This window comes from Pseudomonas sp. TNT2022 ID642 (assembly GCF_028656995.1).
In the GTDB taxonomy this organism is placed as follows: Bacteria; Pseudomonadota; Gammaproteobacteria; order Pseudomonadales; family Pseudomonadaceae; genus Aquipseudomonas.
On sequence record NZ_JAMDGW010000002.1, the window covers coordinates 39,373 to 61,332 of the forward strand.

Annotated in this window: 16 protein-coding genes; 7 read left to right on the forward strand and 9 right to left on the reverse strand. The window is 59.6% G+C overall.

Translation table 11 applies throughout. The annotated features are described in order from the left end of the window. Window positions 1-258: 258 nt before the first annotated feature. The gene (locus tag M5G26_RS03630) at window positions 259-1,932 is read left to right on the forward strand and encodes a DEAD/DEAH box helicase (RefSeq protein WP_008088238.1); all 1,674 of its coding nucleotides are present in this window, start codon (window positions 259-261) and stop codon (window positions 1,930-1,932) included. 158 nt (window positions 1,933-2,090) lie between these two features. Here M5G26_RS03630 and M5G26_RS03635 read toward each other — a convergent pair whose 3' ends face one another. After that, window positions 2,091-2,858, reverse strand: coding sequence for a DODA-type extradiol aromatic ring-opening family dioxygenase (locus M5G26_RS03635; RefSeq protein WP_273914468.1), 768 nt, complete (start codon window positions 2,856-2,858; stop codon window positions 2,091-2,093). Window positions 2,859-2,961: 103 nt separating this feature from the next. On the opposite strand from M5G26_RS03635, the gene M5G26_RS03640 reads away from it, so the two are divergent. Continuing rightward, a complete protein-coding gene (locus M5G26_RS03640; RefSeq protein ID WP_273914469.1) occupies window positions 2,962-3,609 on the forward strand; it encodes a thiopurine S-methyltransferase in 648 nt (215 codons plus the stop codon). A 180-nt stretch (window positions 3,610-3,789) separates the two neighbouring features. Here M5G26_RS03640 and htpX read toward each other — a convergent pair whose 3' ends face one another. Together htpX and M5G26_RS03650 are read right to left on the reverse strand one after the other, a co-directional pair. Then, complete coding sequence (gene htpX, locus M5G26_RS03645; protein WP_007908619.1) at window positions 3,790-4,677, reverse strand: protease HtpX; 888 nt, start codon at window positions 4,675-4,677, stop codon at window positions 3,790-3,792. Between the two features lie 303 nt (window positions 4,678-4,980). Continuing rightward, complete coding sequence (locus M5G26_RS03650) at window positions 4,981-6,192, reverse strand: pyridoxal phosphate-dependent aminotransferase (RefSeq protein ID WP_007908620.1); 1,212 nt, start codon at window positions 6,190-6,192, stop codon at window positions 4,981-4,983. A 224-nt stretch (window positions 6,193-6,416) separates the two neighbouring features. Between M5G26_RS03650 and msrB the strand changes: the two genes are divergently transcribed. The 3 genes from msrB to M5G26_RS03665 all read left to right on the forward strand — a co-directional run bounded on the left by msrB (window position 6,417) and on the right by M5G26_RS03665 (window position 7,865). Next, window positions 6,417-6,812: a peptide-methionine (R)-S-oxide reductase MsrB gene (msrB, locus tag M5G26_RS03655; RefSeq protein WP_095120468.1), complete on the forward strand. Its 396-nt coding sequence runs from the start codon at window positions 6,417-6,419 to the stop codon at window positions 6,810-6,812. 109 nt (window positions 6,813-6,921) lie between these two features. Beyond that, complete coding sequence (locus M5G26_RS03660; protein WP_034155230.1) at window positions 6,922-7,407, forward strand: glutathione peroxidase; 486 nt, start codon at window positions 6,922-6,924, stop codon at window positions 7,405-7,407. After that, on the forward strand, window positions 7,404-7,865 hold the full coding sequence (locus tag M5G26_RS03665; protein ID WP_273914470.1) for a MarR family winged helix-turn-helix transcriptional regulator: 462 nt from the start codon (window positions 7,404-7,406) through the stop codon (window positions 7,863-7,865). The genes M5G26_RS03660 and M5G26_RS03665 overlap by 4 nt, the downstream gene beginning before the upstream one ends. On the opposite strand, the gene M5G26_RS03670 is transcribed toward M5G26_RS03665, so the two are convergent. Next, complete coding sequence (locus tag M5G26_RS03670) at window positions 7,849-10,170, reverse strand: hybrid sensor histidine kinase/response regulator (protein ID WP_273914471.1); 2,322 nt, start codon at window positions 10,168-10,170, stop codon at window positions 7,849-7,851. The two genes, M5G26_RS03665 and M5G26_RS03670, sit on opposite strands and share 17 nt — an antisense overlap. A gap of 166 nt (window positions 10,171-10,336) precedes the next feature. Between M5G26_RS03670 and M5G26_RS03675 the strand changes: the two genes are divergently transcribed. Next, window positions 10,337-11,227, forward strand: coding sequence for an ATP-binding protein (locus tag M5G26_RS03675; protein WP_007908631.1), 891 nt, complete (start codon window positions 10,337-10,339; stop codon window positions 11,225-11,227). After that, a complete protein-coding gene (locus M5G26_RS03680; protein WP_134176316.1) occupies window positions 11,224-11,706 on the forward strand; it encodes a GAF domain-containing protein in 483 nt (160 codons plus the stop codon). Before M5G26_RS03675 ends, M5G26_RS03680 begins: the two co-directional genes overlap by 4 nt. Here M5G26_RS03680 and M5G26_RS03685 read toward each other — a convergent pair whose 3' ends face one another. From M5G26_RS03685 to M5G26_RS03705, 5 genes are all read right to left on the reverse strand, one after another. Further along, complete coding sequence (locus tag M5G26_RS03685) at window positions 11,707-14,652, reverse strand: HD domain-containing phosphohydrolase (protein ID WP_273914472.1); 2,946 nt, start codon at window positions 14,650-14,652, stop codon at window positions 11,707-11,709. Window positions 14,653-14,699: 47 nt separating this feature from the next. Next, a complete protein-coding gene (locus tag M5G26_RS03690; protein WP_273914473.1) occupies window positions 14,700-18,341 on the reverse strand; it encodes a transporter substrate-binding domain-containing protein in 3,642 nt (1,213 codons plus the stop codon). A gap of 8 nt (window positions 18,342-18,349) precedes the next feature. Beyond that, on the reverse strand, window positions 18,350-18,976 hold the full coding sequence (locus M5G26_RS03695) for a response regulator transcription factor (RefSeq protein WP_122608539.1): 627 nt from the start codon (window positions 18,974-18,976) through the stop codon (window positions 18,350-18,352). Window positions 18,977-19,332: 356 nt separating this feature from the next. Continuing rightward, entirely contained in the window at window positions 19,333-20,661 is a 1,329-nt protein-coding gene (locus M5G26_RS03700; protein ID WP_007908641.1) for a deoxyguanosinetriphosphate triphosphohydrolase, read from the reverse strand. 76 nt (window positions 20,662-20,737) lie between these two features. Continuing rightward, the gene (locus M5G26_RS03705; RefSeq protein WP_134176313.1) at window positions 20,738-21,901 is read right to left on the reverse strand and encodes an EAL domain-containing protein; all 1,164 of its coding nucleotides are present in this window, start codon (window positions 21,899-21,901) and stop codon (window positions 20,738-20,740) included. Between the last annotated feature and the right edge of the window lie 59 nt (window positions 21,902-21,960).

Sequence of the window (21,960 nt, forward strand, 5' to 3'; positions counted from 1 at the left end):
AAAAAAGCTCCCTTTTTGGGCAAAATCCGGTATAGTGCGCGCCGGCCTTTAACCGGGCCGCGTTTAGGTAGCGCAATTTCCCGAAGTCAGCTTCGGCTGCACGTCCGCATAGCGGGCTCTTCCCGGACGATTCTTTTTTTCATTCATTCGTTTTCGCAAATCCCCGCCGACAAAGCTGCCAGGGCGACTCTTGAGTCTCAACACGGCATGCGCAGCTTTGGAGCATGGGTCTTTGCGGATGCACTTAGAGGCAGACCCATGACCCAGGAAACCGGCGGATTCGCCGCTTTTAATCTTAACCCGAATATTCTTGCAGCCGTCGCAGCGACCGGCTACGAAGAGCCTTCGGCGATTCAGCAGCAATCGATCCCGATCATCATGGCCGGCCAGGACATGATTGGCCAAGCGCAAACCGGTACCGGTAAAACCGCCGCGTTCGCACTGCCTATTCTGCACCGCATCGATCCTGCCAAGCGCGAACCGCAAGCCCTGATCCTGGCGCCAACTCGTGAGTTGGCGCTGCAAGTAGCAACCGCTTTCGAAACCTACGCCAAGCAAATGCCGGGCGTTACCGTTGTGGCCGTTTACGGCGGCGCGCCTATGGGCCCGCAACTGAAAGCAATCCGTAATGGCGCACAGATCGTTGTCGCCACTCCGGGCCGTCTGTGCGACCACCTGCGTCGCGACGAAAAAGTTCTGTCGACCGTGAACCACCTGGTTCTCGACGAAGCTGACGAAATGTTGAAGCTGGGCTTCATGGATGACCTGGAAGTCATCTTCAAGGCTCTGCCAGCGACCCGTCAGACTGTTTTGTTCTCGGCTACCCTGCCGCAGTCGATCCGCGCCATTGCCGAACGCCATCTGCGCGATCCGCAACACGTGAAGATCCAGACCAAGACCCAGACCGTTACCGCGATCGAACAGGCTCACCTGTTGGTTCACGCTGACCAGAAGACTTCGGCCGTTCTCAGCTTGCTGGAAGTGGAAGACTTCGACGCTCTGATCATGTTCGTGCGCACCAAGCAAGCGACCCTGGATCTGGCCAGTGCCCTCGACGCCAAAGGCTACAAAGCCGCGGCGCTGAACGGTGACATCGCCCAGAACCAGCGTGAGCGCGTTATCGACTCGCTGAAAGATGGCCGTCTGGACATCGTTGTTGCGACCGACGTTGCTGCTCGTGGTCTGGACGTTCCGCGCATCACTCACGTGTTCAACGTTGACATGCCGTACGACCCTGAATCCTACGTTCACCGTATCGGCCGTACCGGCCGTGCTGGTCGCGAAGGTCGTGCACTGCTGCTGGTGACTCCACGTGAGCGCCGCATGCTGCAAGTGATCGAGCGTGTAACCGGTCAGAAAGTCGCTGAAGTCCGCCTGCCGGACGCTCAGGCTGTTCTCGATGCGCGCATCAAGAAACTGACCAACAGCCTGTCGCCGCTGGTCGCTGATGCCGAATCGACTCACGGTGAGCTGCTCGATCGTCTGACTGCAGACATCGGCTGCACTCCGCGTGCTCTGGCTGCTGCGCTGCTGCGCAAAGCCACCAACGGTCAAGCGCTGAACCTGGCTGCGATCGAGAAGGAACGTCCACTGGTGCCGAACAACGCACCGCGTGGCGACCGTCCTGAGCGCACCGGTGATCGTCCTGATCGTGGTGACCGCGAGCGTCGCGCGCCAATGCCTCTGGGCGAAGGCCGTGCTCGTTGCCGTACCGCGCTGGGTGCGCGTGACGGTATCGCTGCGAAAAACCTGCTGGGCGCCATCCTCAACGAAGGCGGTCTGGCCCGTGAAGCGATCGGTCGCATCCAGGTGCGTGACAGCTTCAGCCTCGTCGAGCTGCCGGAAGATGGTCTGGACAAACTCCTGACCAAGCTGAAGGACACTCGCGTTGCCGGTAAGCAGCTGAAGCTGCGTCGCTATCGCGAAGATTGATCCGCCCTTGGGCTGATTGATCGAACATAAAAAATCCCCGACTGGTTCGGGGATTTTTTTGTCTGCCTGAAAGATCAAAAGATCGCAGCCTTCGGCAGCTCCTACAGAGGGAACGCATTCCAAATGTAGGAGCTGCCGAAGGCTGCGATCTTTTGCTTTTAACCAAAGCGATAGATGTCCATCCCTAACGCACCCATCGTGAAGCCTTTATGCTCCACGCTGAACTCTCCTCCCGCACCCCGGGCAAAATACAGCGGCAACAAATGCTCATCACTCGGATGGCTACGCACTGCATTTGGCGCCTGCTGGCGATAATCATGCAGCGCCGCCTCATCGTCGGCCGCCAACTTCTCGATCACCCAGTCACGGAAATCCCGCGCCCACGGCTCGACACTTTCCGGGCCGGCGTGCCAGTCGAGTTCACGCAGGTTGTGAGTGATGCTGCCGGAGCCGATCAGCAGAATGCCCTGATCACGCAGACTCGCCAGCGCTCGGCCAATTCGGGTTTGCAGCGCCGGGCCAGCGCGACTCGGCAGGGAGACCTGCACCACCGGGATATCCGCTTGCGGGTACATCAGCGACAACGGCACCCAGACACCGTGATCGAACGGACGCTGCGGATCGAGGCGTGCTGGCAGATTATTGGCAGTCAACAGATCGGCCACCTCAGCGGCCAACTGCGGATTGCCAGGCGCCGGGTACTGCACTTCAAACAACGCGCGAGGGAAGCCGCCGAAGTCGTGCCAGGTTTCCGGTTGCGCATGGCTGCTGACGAGCAGCTCGTGGCTTTCCCAGTGCGCGGAGACGATGACGATGGCTTTGGGTTTCGGCAGTTCGGCGGCCAGTCGCGCCAGTGCCGGGCCACTGGCGCCGGGCTCCAGTGCGAGCATGGGAGAACCATGGGAGATAAACAGGCTGGGAAACATGGACGGGTTCCTGAGCGTTAAGATGATTCATCTTCAGTCAGTTCATTGATCTAAATCTAATATAAGTTTTAACGCTTTTTGATCGAATTATTGGGAGTGATGCATGCAGCCTGAGTTTTGGCACAAGAAGTGGGCTTCGGGGCAGATCGGTTTTCATCTGCCCGAGGTGAACCCGTATCTGCAGAGGCACTGGGCGGCACCTGAAACGGCGCGAGTGCTCGTGCCTTTGTGTGGGAAAAGTCTGGATCTGGCGTGGCTGGCAGGGCGCGGTCATCAGGTGCTCGGGATCGAACTGTCGGAAAAGGCTATCGAGGACTTTTTCGGTGAGCATCAGATACAGCCACAGATCAGCGAGAACGGCGTATTCAAAGTCTATCGCGGTGACGCTATCGAGTTGTGGTGCGGGGATATCTTTGCGCTGACAGCGAGTGATGTGGCCGATTGCGCGGCGATATACGACCGTGCCGCGCTGATTGCCTTACCGGCGCCGATGCGTGAGCTTTATGCGGCGCATCTTCAGCAGATTCTCCCGCAAGGGGTACAAGGGCTGTTGATTACGCTGGATTACGATCAGGCGCAGATCCCGGGGCCGCCGTTTGCAGTGGGGGATGACGAGGTGCAGCGGTTGCTGGGGGATGTCTGGCAGGTGCAGGTGCTGGAAGAGCAGGATGTGCTGGGGGAGAGCGGGAAGTTCCTGCAGGCGGGCGTGACGCGGCTGGAGGAGCGGGTTTACTGCGTTTCTTCCCGATAGTTTTTTGCTGACTGTGCCGGCCTCTTCGCGAGCAGGCTCGCTCCCACATTGGATGGGGGTTCGCAGGACCCGTGTGGGAGCGAGCCTGCTCGCGAAGAGGTCATCAGCAACAACCATTATTCGTATGTATAAAAAAGGCCCGCATCACTGCGGGCCTTCTTCATGTTTACACCGGTCAGATCAACCGCGACGACGCAACGCGTCGATACGCTCTTCCAGCGGCGGGTGGCTCATGAACATGCGGGCAAAGCCCTGTTTGATGCCACCGTTGATGCCGAAGGCGTTCAGGGTGTCCGGCATGTGCACCGGCAGGCCCTGTTCGGCGCGCAGGCGTTGCAGTGCGCCGATCATCGCGCTGGTGCCGGCCAGGCGTGCGCCGGCTTCGTCGGCACGGAATTCGCGCTTGCGCGAGAACCACATGACGATCGCACTGGCGAGAATGCCCAGTACCAGTTCGGCGAAGATGGTCGCTACGTAGTAGGCGATGCCCTGACCTTCTTCGTTCTTGAAGATCACCTTGTCGACGAAGTTGCCGATGATCCGCGCAAAGAACATCACGAAGGTGTTCACCACGCCCTGGATCAGCGCCAGGGTGACCATGTCGCCGTTGGCGACGTGACCGATTTCGTGGGCCAGCACGGCTTTCACTTCGTCGGGCGAGAAACGCTCGAGCAAGCCCTGGCTGACCGCGACCAGCGCGTCGTTCTTGTTCCAGCCAGTGGCGAAGGCGTTTGCTTCGTAAGCCGGGAAAATACCGACTTCGGGCATCTTGATCCCGGCTTCGCGGGACAGTTGCTCGACGGTTTGCAGCAGCCATTGCTCATGCCGGGTACGTGGCTGGCTGATGATCTGGGTGCCGGTGCTCATCTTCGCCATCCACTTGGAGATGAACAGCGAGAACAGCGAACCGGCAAAACCAAAGACTGCACAGAAAACCAGCAGCTGACTAAGGTCGAGATCAACCCCGTTGGCCGCCATGAACCCGTTGAAGCCGAAAAGGCTCAGGGTGATGCTGGCTATCAGCACGACCGCCAGGTTAGTGGCCAAAAACAGCAGGATGCGCATCATGGTTGTAGAAATCTCCTCAAGCTAAAGATGTAGCGTACTGCGGGGTATATAAGGTGCTGCACCGGGGTATTCAACTGAGTGACTATTTCAAACTGTGTCCTACAGCAGATTCTTCGGTGCTCGGCACATTCCCCACGACAGAAAACGATAGGGATGACGGCCAGCCGCGACCCGTCGCCATTACGCCGGACGCAGGTAACCGGTATGAATCGCAAGTGTAGAAGGCGCGCGCGGAGGTGGAACGCAGAAGTGTTGCTGAATCAGACAGTGCGCAACGTTTCGCCGTTGCGCACTGCTGGCCAGTTACTGGCGGTAGGACTTGAGGAAGTTGCCGATGCGGCCGATGGCCATTTCCAGATCGTCGACGCGGGGCAGGGTAACCACGCGGAAGTGGTCCGGCCACGGCCAGTTGAACGCCGTGCCCTGCACCACCAGCAGCTTCTCGGAGAGCAGCAGGTCAAGGACGAATTTCTCGTCGTTGTGGATCGGGCAGACCTTCGGGTCGATCTTCGGGAACGCATACAGTGCGCCCATCGGCTTGACGCAGCTCACGCCGGGAATGTCGTTGAGCAATTCCCAGGTGCGGTTGCGCTGCTCCAGCAGACGACCCTGTGGCAGCACCAGATCATTGATGCTCTGGTAGCCGCCCAATGCGGTCTGGATCGCATGCTGGCTCGGCACGTTGGCACACAGGCGCATGTTGGCCAGCATGTCGATGCCTTCGATGTAGCTCTGCGCATTGTGCTTCGGCCCGGAAATCGCGATCCAGCCGGAACGGAAACCCGCCACGCGGTACGACTTCGACAGGCCGTTGAAGGTCAGGCAGAGCAGGTCCGGGGCCAGCGACGCGGTGCAGATGTGCACGGCATCGTCGTACAGAATCTTGTCGTAGATCTCGTCGGAGAACACCACCAGGTTGTGCGCACGGGCGATTTCCAGCATGCCCAGCAACACTTCCTTCGAATACACCGCGCCGGTCGGGTTGTTCGGGTTGATGATCACCATGGCTTTGGTGTTCGGGGTGATCTTGGCCTTGATGTCGGCCAGGTCCGGGAACCAGTCGGCGCCTTCGTCGCACAGGTAATGCACGGCGTTACCGCCGGCGAGGCTGACGGCAGCAGTCCACAACGGATAGTCCGGGGCTGGCACCAGCACTTCGTCACCGTTGTTGAGCAGCGCCTGCAGCGACATCACGATCAGCTCGGACACGCCGTTGCCCAGATAGATGTCTTCGATGCCGACACCTTCGACATTTTTCTGCTGGTAGTACTGCATCACTGCTTTACGCGCGCTGAACAGGCCTTTGGAGTCGCTGTAGCCTTGCGCGGTCGGCAGGTTGCGGATCACATCCTGAAGAATTTCGTCCGGCGCTTCGAAACCAAACGGCGCCGGGTTGCCGATATTCAGCTTGAGGATGCGCTGGCCTTCCTCTTCCAGTCGTTTGGCGTGCTTGAGCACCGGGCCGCGAATGTCGTAGCAGACGTTGGCGAGCTTGTTCGATTTGCTGAACTGCATGGCGATGTGATCCCGAAAATGAACGATCCAGGCGGTGGATGGACAACCGTGCTGGGATTCCTGTGTTTTCACACAGGCGGACGTCTTGAGCCGTGGCTCCCATAATCCGTTTGAATGCGCCCGGTCTGGCTGCCAGACTGGTGCGTGACGAGGCGCAATCATACGTGCCGCCCGATCCGTGGAAAAGGTACAGATCGGGCTTTTTCAGCCGCTGAGGTGTGATGATGGAAAAGTTGGAAAAAACCCTGGAAGAATGGCGGGCGATGCTCGACCCCGAGCAATACAACGTTTGTCGCCTGAGTGCGACCGAGCGCCCGTTCTCCGGCAAATACAACGACACCAAGACCGACGGTGTCTACCACTGCGTTTGCTGCAACGAAGCGCTGTTCGATTCCAAGACCAAATTCGACTCCGGCTGCGGCTGGCCGAGCTTCTACGCGCCGATCGGCGAAAGCGCGATGACCGAAATCCGTGATACCACGCACGGCATGATCCGCACTGAAGTGAAGTGCGCGCGCTGTGATGCGCATTTGGGTCATGTGTTCCCTGACGGCCCGCCGCCGACCGGCCTGCGTTATTGCATCAACTCGGTGTGTCTGAACCTCGAACCGCGTGCATGAACGATTGAAGGCGACCCTCGGGTCGCCTTGTTATTCGATAATTAAATTGCACACAATTTAATTGCTCGCTATGTTTGGCCTTTCCTGACTGTCTGCGGAGCCCAGTGCCATGAGCGACAACCTGCTGAACATTCCTTGCACCACGATCAAAGGTGAGCAAAAGACCCTGGCTGATTTCGCCGGCAAAGCGGTTCTGGTGGTCAACACCGCGAGCAAGTGCGGCTTCACCCCGCAATACAAAGGCCTCGAAGAACTGTGGCAGACCTACAAGGATCAGGGCCTGGTGGTTCTGGGCTTTCCCTGCAATCAGTTCGGCAAGCAGGAGCCGGGTAACGAAGGCGCAATCAGCGAGTTCTGCGAGCTGAACTTCGGCGTCAGCTTTCCACTGTTCAAGAAAATCGAAGTCAACGGCGCCGGCGCGCATCCATTGTTCGTGCAGTTGAAGAAACGCGCCCCGGGCGTACTCGGTTCGCAAGGCATCAAGTGGAACTTCACCAAGTTTCTGATCGGCAAGGACGGCCAGTTGGTCAAGCGCTTTGCCCCGGCCACCAAGCCGCAGGACCTGAGCCGCGAGATCGAAGCCCTGCTCAAATGAACAGCCTGCCGGTCGATTCGCTGAAGCTCGACAGCCAGTTGTGCTTCAAGTTGTACGCCGCTTCCCGGGCGGTGATTCGCGCCTACAAGCCGATGCTCGATCAGCTCGGCCTGACGTATCCGCAATATCTGGCGATGCTGGTGTTGTGGGAATGGCAGGACACCGCGCCGGAGCAACCGACCGTCAAGGCGCTGGGCGAGCGCCTGGCACTGGATTCGGGCACGCTGACGCCATTGCTCAAGCGCCTCGAGCAGTTGCAATGGGTGCAGCGCCAGCGTTCGACGCGTGACGAGCGCGAAGTGCACCTCAGCCTGACACCGGCAGGGCAAGCCTTGCGCGAGCAGGTCGGGCCGCTCAAGGCCCGACTGCTGTGCGACAGCGGGGTAGATCTGGATCGGCTCAATGACTTGCGTGACGGTCTCGATCACTTGTTGGGGCAGATCAGAGCGCTGTCGTAGTCGGGATCCACTGATCGAGCAGTGCCGCCAGTTCTTCACGGCGGAACGGCTTGGCCAGGTAGTCGCTCATGCCGGCGGCGCGACAGCGTTCACGTTCCTCGGACATCGCGTTGGCGGTCAGGGCGACGATGGGCAGGTGCGGCCAGCGCCCGCTCTGACGGATCTGCCGGCTGGCCTCGTAGCCATCCATCACCGGCATGTTGCAGTCCATCAGCACCAGATCGAATTCGTGGTACTCCAATTGATCCAGCGCTTCGGCACCATGGGCGGCGACGATGACTTCGCAGCCGAGTTTGCCGAGCATGCCTTTGGCCACCAGTTGATTGACCGGGTTGTCTTCGACCAGCAGTACCCGCCCACGGCGCACCGAGGGCGAGGTTTCGAGTTGTGCATCGTTAATGGCGATCACGTCCGGTTGCAACGTGCGCCGCAGGTTCTGGTAGAGCGCATTGCGCGCCAAGGGCCGTGCCTGTTGTTGCAGAGGGGCGAGCGCGGCCGCTTCTTCGCTCGGCAGAAAACTGCCATAGGCGGTCACCAGCAAAATCGGCGCAACGAGCGTCGGGCGCAAGCCGAACAGGCACTCCGGACAATCGGTAATCACCACATCCGGCGTCAGGCCCAACAATGAGTCATCGATAGTGCGCTGCTCATACGCCAGGCCCCAGACCGGCAGCAGACTATGCAACAGTTCCGCCAGACCGCTGCTGGCCGCAGTGATTGCGAGGATTTTCCCGTGCAGCGGCGCCGGGGCGAGCGCCCGGGTATGACAGGGCAGTGGCAACTCGGCACAGAACTGACTGCCAAACCCGGTCTCGGAACTGATGGTCAGGCGGCCCTGCATGGCTTCGCAGAGGTTGTACGTCAGCGCCAGTCCCAGCCCGGTGCCGCCGTACTGACGCGTGATGCCGGCGCCCGCCTGAGTAAAGGGCTGGAAGATTTTCAGTTGCGCGTCCTGGGCGATACCGATGCCGGTGTCGCAGACCTCGATGCGCACGCCATCCTTGTAGGTCGACAAGCGCACGTCTACCCGGCCGAAGCGGGTGAACTTCAGGGCGTTGGACAGCAGGTTGCTGACGATCTGTCGCACGCGAGTCGGATCGCCCAGCACCAGTGCCGGGAAGTGCGGATCGATCAGGCAGGTCAGCTCGACGCTCGGCGCCGCGTTCTGCGACAGCAGGTTGGCGGTGTCTTCGATCAATGAGCCGAGATCGAACGGGATGTGCTCAAGCTCCAGTTGCCCGGCATCGAATTTTGACAGGTCGAGGATATCGTTGAGCAATTCCACCAGCACCTTGCCCGAATCGTGGGCGATCGACAGCTGTTGCTGCTGCTCGGCATTCAACGGGCCATCGAGCGACAGCGCGATCATCCCCAGCAGCCCGTTGAGCGGCGTGCGGATCTCATGGCTCATGTTGGCAAGGAAGGCCGAACGGGCCTCGGCCATTTCCAGGGCGGTGCTGCGGGCGACTTCGAGTTCCTGATTGGACTGACTGAGCCGCGCGTTGATTGCCTTGAGTTCGGCGGTGCGCGCCGAGACGATGTTTTCCAGTTGCCCGAGGTAGTCGGTCAGGCGGTTTTCGGCGTTGCGTCGTTGCTGGATCTCGGTGGCAATGTTCTCGAATTGCTGATTGGCGACTTTGACCAGCACACCGATTTCATCGTTGCCGTGGCCGGACGGGCACTCCAGTGTGGTCGGCTCGGCGCTGCGCGGGTCGCGCCCGCTGAGTTCGCGGATCACCCGCACCAGCGGTTTGGTCAGCATCACGTAAAACAGTGCCAACAGGATGCCGGTGAGAATCAGACTGCGGGCGAAACCATTGAGCAGGGTCACCTCGGCCCGGCGCAGAAAACGGCTGCCGAAGGCATAGGTGTCGACCTCGAGGCTCAACACCCCCAGCGATTCGTTGGGTAGATGATCCAGATACAGACGATCCTCGAACTGCCGTTTGGCGCCGAACAAAAAGTCGCTGATCACCCGATAGCCGCTTTGCAGCTCCGGGCGTTTGACGCTGGCCAGCACCGTACTGTTGTTGTCGATCAGTTGCGCAGAAATGATCGCCGGTGAGCGCAACAGACCCAGGGTCAGTTCCTGCGCCAGTTCGGCGTCGATGTTGTAGGCGATCCGCGAGGCCGGGTTATGGCTGATTTCCAGCAAAGACAGGATTTCGCGGTTGATGGAGGCGTCTTCGCTGGCATAATCGATGCCGATTTGCAGCAGGCTGAGCAGCGTGCCCAGAATGAACCCGACCAGCACGGTAAGCCTGGCTTGCTTGTAAGACAGCCGGTGGGTGAATTTGATATCCATGGGGTGTTGAACCACTTCCGTTTCCCTTCGCTGCTCAAGCATAGTCGATCATGTATGGATACCGAGGTTCCCGAATCGCCTTGTAACAAGGCTTGGTAGGGATATTTTGATCCGTGTGTCGTCGCTGGATCGTCATCATCACTGTGAATGTGCCCGAGGAGAAGACGTGGATTCCCGATTGAATGCTTTTCTTGAACGCGCCGAGTCGGTTCTGGCGCGGATTGAACCGCTGTTGCCGGCACCACGGCCGGTGATCGACTGGGGCACTTGTCTGGCGGCGCGCTGGCAGCGTGACGGGCGCAGCGGCTACCTGTTGCCGCTGGAGGTCAGCCTCGACATGCGTCTGTCCGACCTGATCGGTGTTGACCGTCAGCTCGAACAGCTGGGGCGCAACACCCAGCAATTTCTTGATGGCATGCCCGCCAACCATGCGTTGCTGTGGGGCTCGCGCGGTACCGGCAAGTCGTCGCTGGTGCGGGCGTTGCTGGCGGAACACGCCGCTGCGGGCCTGCGCCTGATCGAGATCGAGCGCGATCATCTGGCGGATCTGCCGCGGGTGGTCGAGCAGATCGGTAAACTGCCGCAACGTTTCGTGCTGTTTTGCGATGACCTGTCGTTCGAATCCGGTGAAGGCGATTATCGCGTGCTCAAAAGCGTGCTCGACGGCTCGCTTGAGCAGGCCCCGGACAACGTTTTGCTGTACGCCACTTCCAACCGTCGCCACTTGGTGCCGGAGAAGGAAAGCGACAACGAAAACTGGAAACGCGTCGACGGCGAACTGCACCCCAGCGAAGCCGTTGAAGACAAGATCGCGCTGTCGGACCGTTTCGGTCTGTGGCTGTCGTTCTACCCGTTTACCCAAGAACATTTCCTTAACGTCGTCGAGCACTGGATCGGCCAATTGGCGGCCAAGGCCGGTCTGAGCTGGCAGCGTGATGAAGAACTGGACATCCTCGCCGTGCGTTGGGCCACCGGCCGCGGTAATCGCAACGGACGTTGCGCGTACCAATTCGCCCGTTACTGGGTGGGACTGAAATTGTTGGAGCACAAGGCATGATTGATTTGCAACAAAGCGGCCAAGGCCTCGAAGGCTATGGCATGTTGGCCGCACAACTGGAATCGCTGTTGGCGGACGAGCGCGACTTCATCGCCAACGCCGCGCAGTTTTCGGCGTTTCTGTTCAACCAGCTCGATGACCTCAACTGGGCGGGTTTTTACCTCAATCGCAACGAAGAGCTGGTGCTCGGCCCGTTCCAGGGGCAGATCGCTTGCGTGCGCATTCCGTTCGGCCGTGGCGTGTGTGGCGCGGCGGCAGCGACTCTGCAAACCCAGCGGGTTGAAGACGTGCATGCATTCCCCGGCCATATCGCCTGTGACAGCGCTTCGAACAGTGAACTGGTCGTGCCGCTGGTCAAGGAAGGGCGCCTGATCGGTGTACTGGATCTCGACAGCCCGAAACTGGCGCGTTTTGCTGCGCAGGATCAGGCCGGTATCGAGCAACTGGCGGCAATTTTCCTGCGTCTGACCGACTGCTGATCACGCGGTAAGGCCAGCCTTGTGCAACAGGCTGGCCGGATCCACGTTGTCGATCTGACCGGGATCGAGAAAACGCACGGCGTACTGCATGTACACGCCTTCGTTGATGAACAATCCAAACAGCTGGGCATCGATGTGCGCTTCGCGGCACATGGTGGCCATGATCGCCAGCGCCTCACTCAAGGTTTTCGCTTTCTTGTACGGGCGGTCGGCTGCGGTCAGCGCCTCGAAGATATCGGCAATCGCCATCATTCGCGCCGGCAGGCTCATGTCCTCACGCTTCAGGCGTTTCGGGTAACCGGTACCGTCCATTTTTTCATGATGACCGCCGGCAATTTCGGCAATGCTGTCGAGGTGGCCGGGGAAGGGCAGATGGCTGAGCATCATGATCGTCTGCACCATGTGGTGATTGATGACGTAACGTTCTTCGCGGGTCAGGGTGCCGCGGCTGATGCTCAGGTTATACAGCTCGCCGCGATTGTATTTGTAGCGCGGCACATCCAGCTTGAAGCCCCACGGGTTGTCTTCGGGAATCAACTCGTTCGGGTCGCGTTCGAGCAAGTGCTCGGGCTTGTCTGCCAGAAGTTTTTCACTGACCGGCAAGATCGGTGGGGGCGTGCGCGCCTGACGCCGGTTTTCTTCCCATGACACCCCCAGTCGATCATCAAGGGTGCGCATCCAGGTGCGTTGCGCCAGATGATCAAGACGTTGCAGATCCGCTTCGGCCATGGCCTCACTGCCCAGATTGCAGCGTGCGACAAACGCAAAGTCGTCGTCCAGCGCCGCCAGCGTGGCGTCGCGCAATTGCGCCAATGCTGTCTCATCGCCGCCCAAGGCCCGCGCCTGCCAAAAGCTGATCCAGGCATCACGCTTGAGCACTTCGAAGCGGGTGCGGATTTCATGGATACGGTCGTTGATGGTTTCCAGTTTGGTCGCCTTGTCGACCACGTACTCCGGCGTCGTCACCTTGCCGCAATCGTGCAGCCACGCGGCAATGTGCAAGGCTTCCCATTCATCTTCGCTCGGTTGGTAGGCACTGAAGGCGGGCGCCTGACTGGCCGCCGCTGCCTGGGCGAGCATCAGCGTCAGCTCCGGCACCCGCTGGCAATGCCCGCCGGTGTACGGACTCTTGGCGTCGATGGCACCGGCGAGCAACTGAATAAAGGCGTCGAGCAACTGCTTCTGGCGGGCCTGCAGGCGTTGGCTCTCGATACTGACCGCCGCCGCGCCGGAGACCGCCTGCAGAAAAGCGATGCGGTCGGGCCGCAGTTTTTCCATGTCAGCCGCCGCGCCGCTGTCGTTGACCAGCAGAATCAACAGGCCGATGGTCTCGTCGTGGCGATTGTGCAAGCGGATGCCGATCAAATGAACCCGCGGCGATTGCATCGCCAGCAGGACTTTCTGCAGATCCCCGGCCTGATCGACGCCGAAGTTGTTCACCACGTTGTTGGCGTTGACCAGTTGCTCGAACCACACCGGGCCGTTGTTGTGTTGCAGGTCGTGGCCCTGAATGTCGAACGTCTCCAGCGCCTGAGGCGTGCCATCGATCACCAGTCCGTAAGGTTCCATGCGGCTGCTGTCACTTTCACGCAGGTAGATCAGGCCTGCCTGCGCCTGGGCAATCTGCACCGTTTCGAACAGCACCCGCTGCAGCAGGGGGGCGAAGCGGGTTTCGGCGCCGAGGGTGTCGGTGATCCGGAAGAAACTGGCCAGGGTGTCTTTCATCCGCGCCATCGATACGCTCAACTGGTCGACTTCCAGCACCGGCGAGCGGCGTGCCAGCGGAAAATTGAAATCGAAACTGCGGATCGCGTCCGCTTCCTTGACCAGCGCATGCAGCGGCTTGACCAGAATCCGCGAAATCACCCAACCCAGCGGCAGGCACAGCAGCAGGGTCGCCAAGGTGATCAGCGCGCCTTGCCAGCGCAAGCGGTAGGCATCGACCAGTAGTTCGTCTTCCGGCACCAGCAGCGCCAACTGCAAACCTTTCGGGCCACCCTCCTGAATGCTGCTGCGGGCGACAATCCACTGGCGACCATCCGCTTGCAGGCGATTGCCGGTATTTGCCCCGGATAACAGCGCGTGCAAGCCAGGACTCAAATCCGCCGCTTTGGCCAGATGCGCCGTGCTGCCATCGACGATCAGGCGCTGGCTGTCGGGGTAGGCCACGGCGTTGCCATCGGCATTGAACAGGGCAATATCGGTGGACGGTGTGACGACATGTTTACTCAGCGCCGCCGACAGGGCGACCAGCGTCAGGTCCGCGCCGATAACGGCGTTTTCGCCGCTGCGTCGGGCCAGCGTGGTGCCGACGTTGTGCGTGGAGAAAAACACGTAGGGCTCGGTGGTGATCTGTTGGTTTTGCTGGCGTGCATCGTTGAACCACGCACGGCTGCGCGGATCGTAGCGGTCCTCGGGGTTGTCCTGACGGCTGATCGGCGTCAGTGCCTGATCGAAGAACAGTGACTGCGAGTGCACCGCGCCCTGCGGGTCATGTTCGATACTCCAGACCTGATACGCCGCCGCTTCAGGGGCTTTGAGCAGCGTCTTCAGAGCGGCGTTGCGCAACGGTCGCACCATGAAAAAATCGCCATTGGCATAACCCAGGTACAGCGAGGCCAGATTCGGGTTGTCGACGAGCGACTGGCTGAACGGTTTGAGCAAGGGCAAGCGTTGCTCAAGGCGATCGGCCTGAGTAGCGGGGTTTTCGGCCAGCAAACTCAGCAGGTGGCGGATCGGCTGATAGGTGGCGGACATGTCCAGCCGAACGTCTTGTTCGATCCGCTCGAACAGCTTCTCGCTGCTCGACAGGATGATCTGCGTGGTCTGGCGGTAATTGAACAGTCCCAGCACGACCCCGGTAAGCAGCAAGAGGAATGTGAACATGACGCTGATGTGCACATGCAGCGGGAACCGGCGTTGCTCCGGGCGCAGTGGGCTGGGCATTTCTGGTTCTCCATGATGTTTAACTCACTGCTCAGCGCCAAGCATAGTTAAGGCAAGCTCATTGTGCTTTGATCCGACACCGCCAATTGTTGTTGCAAGGCCTGCTCGAGATCGAGCATCGCCTGGTTGCTCGCCTCGCAACGGCGGGCGACTTCATCTTTCGACATTGCCTCGGCGCAAGCCTGCTCAAGGGCATCGCAACACTCGATCACGCGCGATGCCTGAGCGATACGCGCGGCCCCTTTGATCTTGTGAGCGACCACCGCCAGCGCGCCGCGGTCATGTTCAGGCGACAGCGCGAGCAGTTCCTGCCGGTCTAGCCGGCTGCTTTTGAGCAACTCGACCAGCAGTCGGCGAGCTTGCGCAGGGTTGCCACCGGTCAGCATGTTCATGTTTTGCAGGTTGAAGGCCGGTGGCGCTGACGTCGGCGTGATGCCATCGACCCACTGGCTGAGCAGGCTCAGGCTCAGGGGTTTGAACAGGCAATCGTTCATGCCGGCCTGTTTGCAGCGCTGGATTTCCTCCGGTTGCGCATTCGCCGTGAAGCCCAGCACGGTGCAGGGCGGGCAGCGCGCCTGCAGTTCATGCTGACGAATGGCGCGGGTCAGTTCATAGCCATTCATCAAGGGCATGTTGCAGTCGGCAATCACCAGATCGAAGTGGCCGGCCTTCCATAGCTTCAGGCCATCGCAGCCGTTCTCGGCAATGCTGAAGTGATGACCGAGAAACTCCAGTTGCTGACACATCAACAAGCGGTTGGCGGGATGGTCATCGACCACCAGCACACGCAGAGGTGCCTGTGAGGTCTTGATCGCGGGTTCACTTTTCACCGTGCTCACCTGTATCGGCAGTGTTTCCAGGGCCAGAGAGATGCAGACCTGCGTGCCAATGCCCGGCTGACTGCTCAATTGCAGTTGTCCGCCCATCATTTCGCACAGGTTGCGACTGATCACCAGCCCCAGGCCTGCGCCGCTTCGGCCTTGCTGGCTACTGTTTTCCGCTTGGGCAAACGGTTCGAACAAGCGCTGCTGATTCTCGGCACTGATGCCGACGCCGCTGTCCTGTACGGTCAGTTGCATCAGGGCGCGGGCAGGCACATCGGTGTTCATCAGATCCAGGGTGATCCGAACCTGTCCTTGTTCGGTGAACTTGATGGCATTGCTGACCAGATTCGACAGTACCTGCTTGAAACGCAGTGGATCGAGATACACATCGACGGCCAGATCCGGCGGATTGAAGATGACTTGCAGGCTGAGGTTTTTCTGCCGGGCGAGGCCGTCGAAGATCCTTGCCACTGACGCTACGGTGTCAACCAGATTGACCCTTTCCGGACAAAGGCTCAGGCGCCCGGATTCGATCCGGGCGATGTCGAGAATATCGCCGATCAAGCCCAGCAAGTCTTTGGCCGAATGGTAGGCGGTGTCGATCGAGGAGCGATCCGGGTGTTGTTGATCCATGCGTTTGAGCGTCAGTTCGAGCATGCCGATCACCGCATTCATTGGTGTACGGATTTCGTGACTCATGGTCGCCAGAAACGTGCTTTTCGCCCGATTGGCCTCATCTGCCTGTTCTTTGGCCGTGCGCAACTCCTCGAATAACTGGCGGCGCTCGCTGATGTCGATCCAGCCACCAATGATGCCTTTCACGTCGCCTCTGGAATCACGGTAGGGAAGTATCCAGTGATAGATCGTCAGGCGTCGGTTGCCGATGTGTAATGGCCGGTCGACGACCATCGGCGTGCCTTCGGTAATGACGCGCAGGTAATCGGCCTGAAAGGCCTCGGCCTCGAACGCATTGCTCAGGGAACCCTCAATGACGCTTTTACCGATGACGTCCTCGCGCCGGGCCTTGAACGCTTCGAGGTAGCTGTCGTTGCAGCTTTGCAGCAGGCCTTGGCGGTCGCGAACATAAATCGGATGCGGTGTGCCGTTAACCAGCGAACGCATGAATTCGAACTGGTCGTTCAGCGCCCGTTCGGCCGCCTGGCGTTGTTTGATCTGGTGGCGCATGTAGGCGTTCCACGCCAATAGCAGCAGTAACAGGCACGCGCCGATGATCACTTGGTAGAACAGGCGCTGGTAGTTGTGCCAGATGTTCTGCGATGCCGTGGAGTAACCGCGCCAACGGCCATTGATCACGCCCAGTTCATCCGGCGCGATGCTCAACAGGGCCTTGTTGATGATCGACGCCAGTTCCGTGCTGTCGCTGGCGGTCGCCAGGGAAAACGCAGCCTGGCCGGTGCCGATGGTGGTGGTGATTTGCAATGGCTGGTTAAAAATTCGCGAAGAAATGAAGTAGTTGGCAATCACCAGCGAGTTCACCGCGCCGTCGACCTGGCCTTCCGCGAGCAGCGACACCGCGCTGAAGGTATCCGCCGTTTCGATCAAATGGATGCGTGGATATTCGCGGCGCAGGTACTCGACCATTGGGTTGCCCTGAGCAATCGCCAGTTGTTTGTCTCTGAGCTGACCCAGGTTGGTCGGGCCATCGGCGCTTTTGCGGGTCAGCAGAACGTAGGAGTTTTCCAGGTATGGACGACTGAAGTTGAGGGTTTTTTCGCGCTCCGCCGTGGGCAGTAAGGCGGCGATCAGATCGGCTTGATGACGGTCTATCTGCTGGATCATTTCTGCGTCGTTGCGGCTGCGGCGGACCTCGAAACGCAGGCCGGTGCGCAGACGGATCAGCTCGAGCAGGTCGGCACTGATACCGCGAAAATTGCCGTCGTTGTCAAAGAACGTCAGCGGCGCGAATGCTTCATTGACCACCACGCTGACCACCGGGTGTTGTTTGAGCCAGGATTCTTCGCGTTGGGTCAGTTGCAGTTTCTGGTCGGTGAGCAACAAATCGCTGCCGGCGCTCCAGCGCTTGGCGATGTTCTCGCGTTCGCTGGCCGGCACAGCCTTGAGTACGGAGTCGATGACGCCCAGCAGTTGTGGGTTGTCGCGGCGTACGGCGAAGCTGAAACCCTGGGCTTCCTGCTTGCCGAAATTGGCCATGCGCACGTTGTTCAGGTAGCCCTTGTTGATCATGTAGTGCGTGGACAGGGTGTCGCCGAGAAAAACATCGGCCTGGTCGAATGCAACGGCGTTGATCGCATTCTGGTAGGAGGGGTAGCAGGTGATGAGTGCTTTGGGATACAGCGCTTTGACTTCGGGCAACGGCAAGTAGTGATAGACCATGCTCAAGCGCAGCCCGGCGAGGCCTTCGGTGAGGGAGCGGGTTTCGTCTTCGCGGGTGACCAGCACCGGCTGGTCAATGGCATAGGGCGTCGACAGCGCCAGGTTGGCATTGCTCGCTTCGAACCCGTTCGCTGTACCCAGCAGGTCGACCTGGCCATCGAGGAGCGCGCGAATCGCCGCGTCCCGAGAGGGGAAACGCTGCACGCGGATCAGCAAGCCCGTGGCTTGGCCGAGGAGTCCGGCGTAGTCGGCCGTCAGGCCTTCGTAATCCTTGCCACTGACCGTCATGTCAAAAGGCGGGTAGTCGGGCGCGGAGGTGCCCAGAACCAGTTCGTTACGCTCAAGCAGCCACTGCCGTTGGGACTGTTCGAAGGTGACCGGCACCGATTCGCTCGCCGACCGGCTGAGTAAGGCATAGTCCGGTGAAGTGCCGGGCATGGCGAACACGTTGCTGCTCAGGTAAAGACCTGCGCTCAACGCAATTAAATAGTCCTTTAAACGGCTGGGCATGCGGGCTCTCACACGAGTGCGTTTCGTTTGGCCATCTCGATAAGTTCTACAAGGGATTTGGCCTTGAGTTTTTGCATCAGGCGTTTTTTGTAGGTGCTGACGGTCTTGTTACTCAGAAACATGCCTTTGGCGATTTCCTTGTTGGTTCGACCTTGGGCGAACAGTTGCAAGACCATTAATTCACGATCATTTACGGATTTGAAAAGTTCCAGTTCGGCAAAACGGATATCGTCACTGCGCACCGGATTCAACGCTTGACTGGGGAAATAGTTGTAACCGGAAAGTACCGCTTTTATTGCACTGACCAGTTCGCTCAATTCCTCCTGTTTACAGACATAACCCGATGCACCGGATTGCATGCAGCGAATGCCGAACAGTGTCGGGCACTGTGCCGTCAGAATCAGGATCTTCAGGGGGGAACCCATGGCGTTGAAGCGGGCCAGCACTTCCAGACCGTCCAGCTTGGGAATACTCACATCGAGAATGACCAGGTCGGGCATGCACTCGCGGACCATTTGCATGGCGTCGACCCCGTTGTCGCTTTCGCCAACGACCTTGTAACCTTCATGCTCCAGCAGCATTCGAACGGCGAGACGGATGACCGGGTGATCGTCGACAATAAAAACGGAGTTCATAATCAAATCCCATGCAAGCACGAATAAAGCGCGCACCTTAGCTCAGATGAATGAGCACTCGCATGGAGTGACATGGCTCCAGTCACGTTATCGGATTATTCCTACAATTAATGAGGAAACGGACTACGTTCAAACTAGGTTTGACGTAAGGAAGTGCAGGATTTGAACGGGCTTATAGTTTGACTTCAATGATTTGCAAGTGCTGGTGTAAATGGGTTTTTTATCGATGTTTAAAGTTGCTGATCCGACGGTGGGTAATAGTGGCTTTTGCGGTGATATGAGTCTTTCGTCAAAAGCCTTCGGGTCGACAAAGACATGCGGGTGACCAATGTTATGGCCACCCGCATGTTTCGGAGTCAGTGACTGGAGCGGCCGGTCATTTCCAGCGCCATGTCGCTGGCGTAGCTGTCGGTCATGCCGGCAATGAAATCGATCATGCGCAGAAACGAGGTGTGTAACGAACCCTGCGGATCCGGTGCGTTACTGCCCAGCAGATCGAGAATGCGCCGGCTTTTGAACGACGGCGTGCGACCGTTGTGTTGTTCCAGCGCGGCGCCGCAGAACGAATTGAGCAGGATCTCCAGCGTGGTATACGCGCCGATTTCATGCAGGGTTTTGCGTTTGTCCTGAAAGATTTTCTTGCGGGCGATGTCCTTGGCATTCAACACGCAACGCTTGGCCGGGCCGTGCATGTGTTCGACCAGATCGCCGTGCAGCGTGCCGGCAAGCAGCGCGTCCTGTTGCTCGACAAATGCGCGTGCGGCGGCGTTGGTCAAATGCTCGATGGCCTTGCCGCGCAGGATCGCCAGTTTGCGTCGGCGCGAATCCTGCGGGCCAAGCTGACGATAGGTTTCCGGCAGATCATCGCCCACCAGCCCGAGCAGCAGCGACTCGACTTCGGCGTATTCCAGCAGCTCCATTTCGAGACCGTCTTCGAGATCGATCAGCGCGTAGCAGATGTCGTCGGCGGCTTCCATCAGGTACACCAGTGGGTGGCGCGCCCAGCGTTGATCCTCGATTTGCGGCAGGCCCAGTTTATGGGCGATCTGCTCAAGCAGCGGCAGTTCGCTCTGGTAGCAGCCGAACTTGTGTTTCTTGTAGCCCAGGGAGTCGGCGTGGCGCGCGGTCCAGGGGTATTTCAGGTAGGTGCCAAGGGTCGCGTAGGTCAGCCGCGTGCCGCCATCGAACTGATGGTATTCAAGCTGAGTCAGTACCCGAAAGCCCTGGGCGTTGCCTTCGAAATTGAGGAAGTCAGCGCGCTCGGCTTCGCTCATGCCGTCGAGCCAGCCGCGCCCGGCCGCCTGTTGGAACCAGTGGCGAATGGCATCTTCACCGGAATGGCCGAACGGCGGATTGCCGATGTCGTGGGCCAGACACGCCGACTGCACGACCATGCCGAGGTCGGCCGGGTCGCACCATTCGGGCAAGGCACTGCGCAGGGTTTCGCCCACTCGCATGCCCAGCGAACGGCCGACGCAACTGACTTCCAGCGAATGGGTCAGGCGCGTGTGAATGTGGTCGTTGCTGGTGACCGGGTGCACCTGGGTCTTGCGCCCGAGGCGGCGGAAGGCACCGGAGAAAATGATGCGGTCATGGTCTTTGTGGAAGGGGCTGCGGCCAAGTTCTTGCGGGCTGTGCAGCGGCTTGCCTAGGCGTTCGCGGTTGAGCAGGGTTTGCCAATCCAAGGCTGATTCTCTCCGTCAGGTGACTGGGGGCGTTGGCCCCTAGCTTCCCGGTTCACGCCCGCCCCTGCAAGCGGAACTACAGTCCCGCCGCGTCGATGTCGATCAGCAGCAAACGCTCACCGTTGTCGAAAAATTGCCCGGCCGTCAGGCAGTACTGATTGCTGGTGGCATCGCGGTAGGTATTGGAGAGTGTCAAACGCCGCTCCTCCCAGCCTTCGGCGAGCAAATGATAGAAGTACGGACGCCACGACCAGTTGTGCCCCAGATAACGATTGTCGGCGACCCAGCCGTGCTGTCGCCATTCGAGGTTGGGCGTCAGTTGCGTGCCGTGGCGATCGCATTGATAAAACCGCAGCAGCCAGGGGAAGGCGTCCAGTTGTGGCAATGCGCTCAACGGTGCGTGAGCCTGCGCCCAGGTTTGCAGGATCGACATCAGTTCGCCGAGTTGCTGGCGCATTTGCATCAGTCGCCCGCGCTCAGCGAGTTTCTGCTGGACATAGCGCTGGCGCAGCTCGGCGAAACGTTGCACAAACGCATCGGTGGCGAAGAACTCTTCTTGCGCCCGCGCGAACAGGAATCCCTGCACATAGCGCGATCCGCATTCCAGGGCGAAATTCAATTGCGCTTCGGTCTCCACGCCCTCGGCAATGATCCAGCAGCCAGTCTTCTCGGCCATTTGCGCGAGGGCCTTGACCACATCACTGCTCGGCCCGCCCAGTGCCGCGGCCTGGAACAGGCGCATATCGAGTTTGAGAATGTCCGGTTGCAGCGCCAGCACTCGATCCAGTTGCGAGTAACCGGCGCCAAAATCGTCGATGGCGATTCTCGCTCCCGCCTCGCGATACCGCGCAACCACTTCGGCCAGGCGTTGACCATTGCCACCCAGTTCGGTGATCTCGAAGACGATGCGTTGCGGGTCGATAGCGTAGCGCGCCAATTGTTTGAGGCTGGGCAGGGCTTGATCGGCGCGCAGGCGACTGATCCAGCGCGGCGACATGTTCAGGCTGAGAAACCAGTCCGCCGGTGCTTCATGCAAGCGGCTCAAGGCGTTATCGCGGATCTGCCGGTCGAGACGGCGCAGGGCAATGGCGGGTGTGCGCGGATCGGCGAACAACGGCCCGACCGAAGTCAGTTGGCCGTCGGCCTGGCGCAGGCGGCCCAATGCTTCGACGCCGGCAATGCGTCCCGTGGCGGTATCGATAAAAGGTTGAAAGCAGGCGAGCGGTTGCCCGTCGATCACGGGGCCTCCTTAGTCGTTCTTGTTCTGATTGAACCCCGTCGACCGGGTAGGCGCACGGG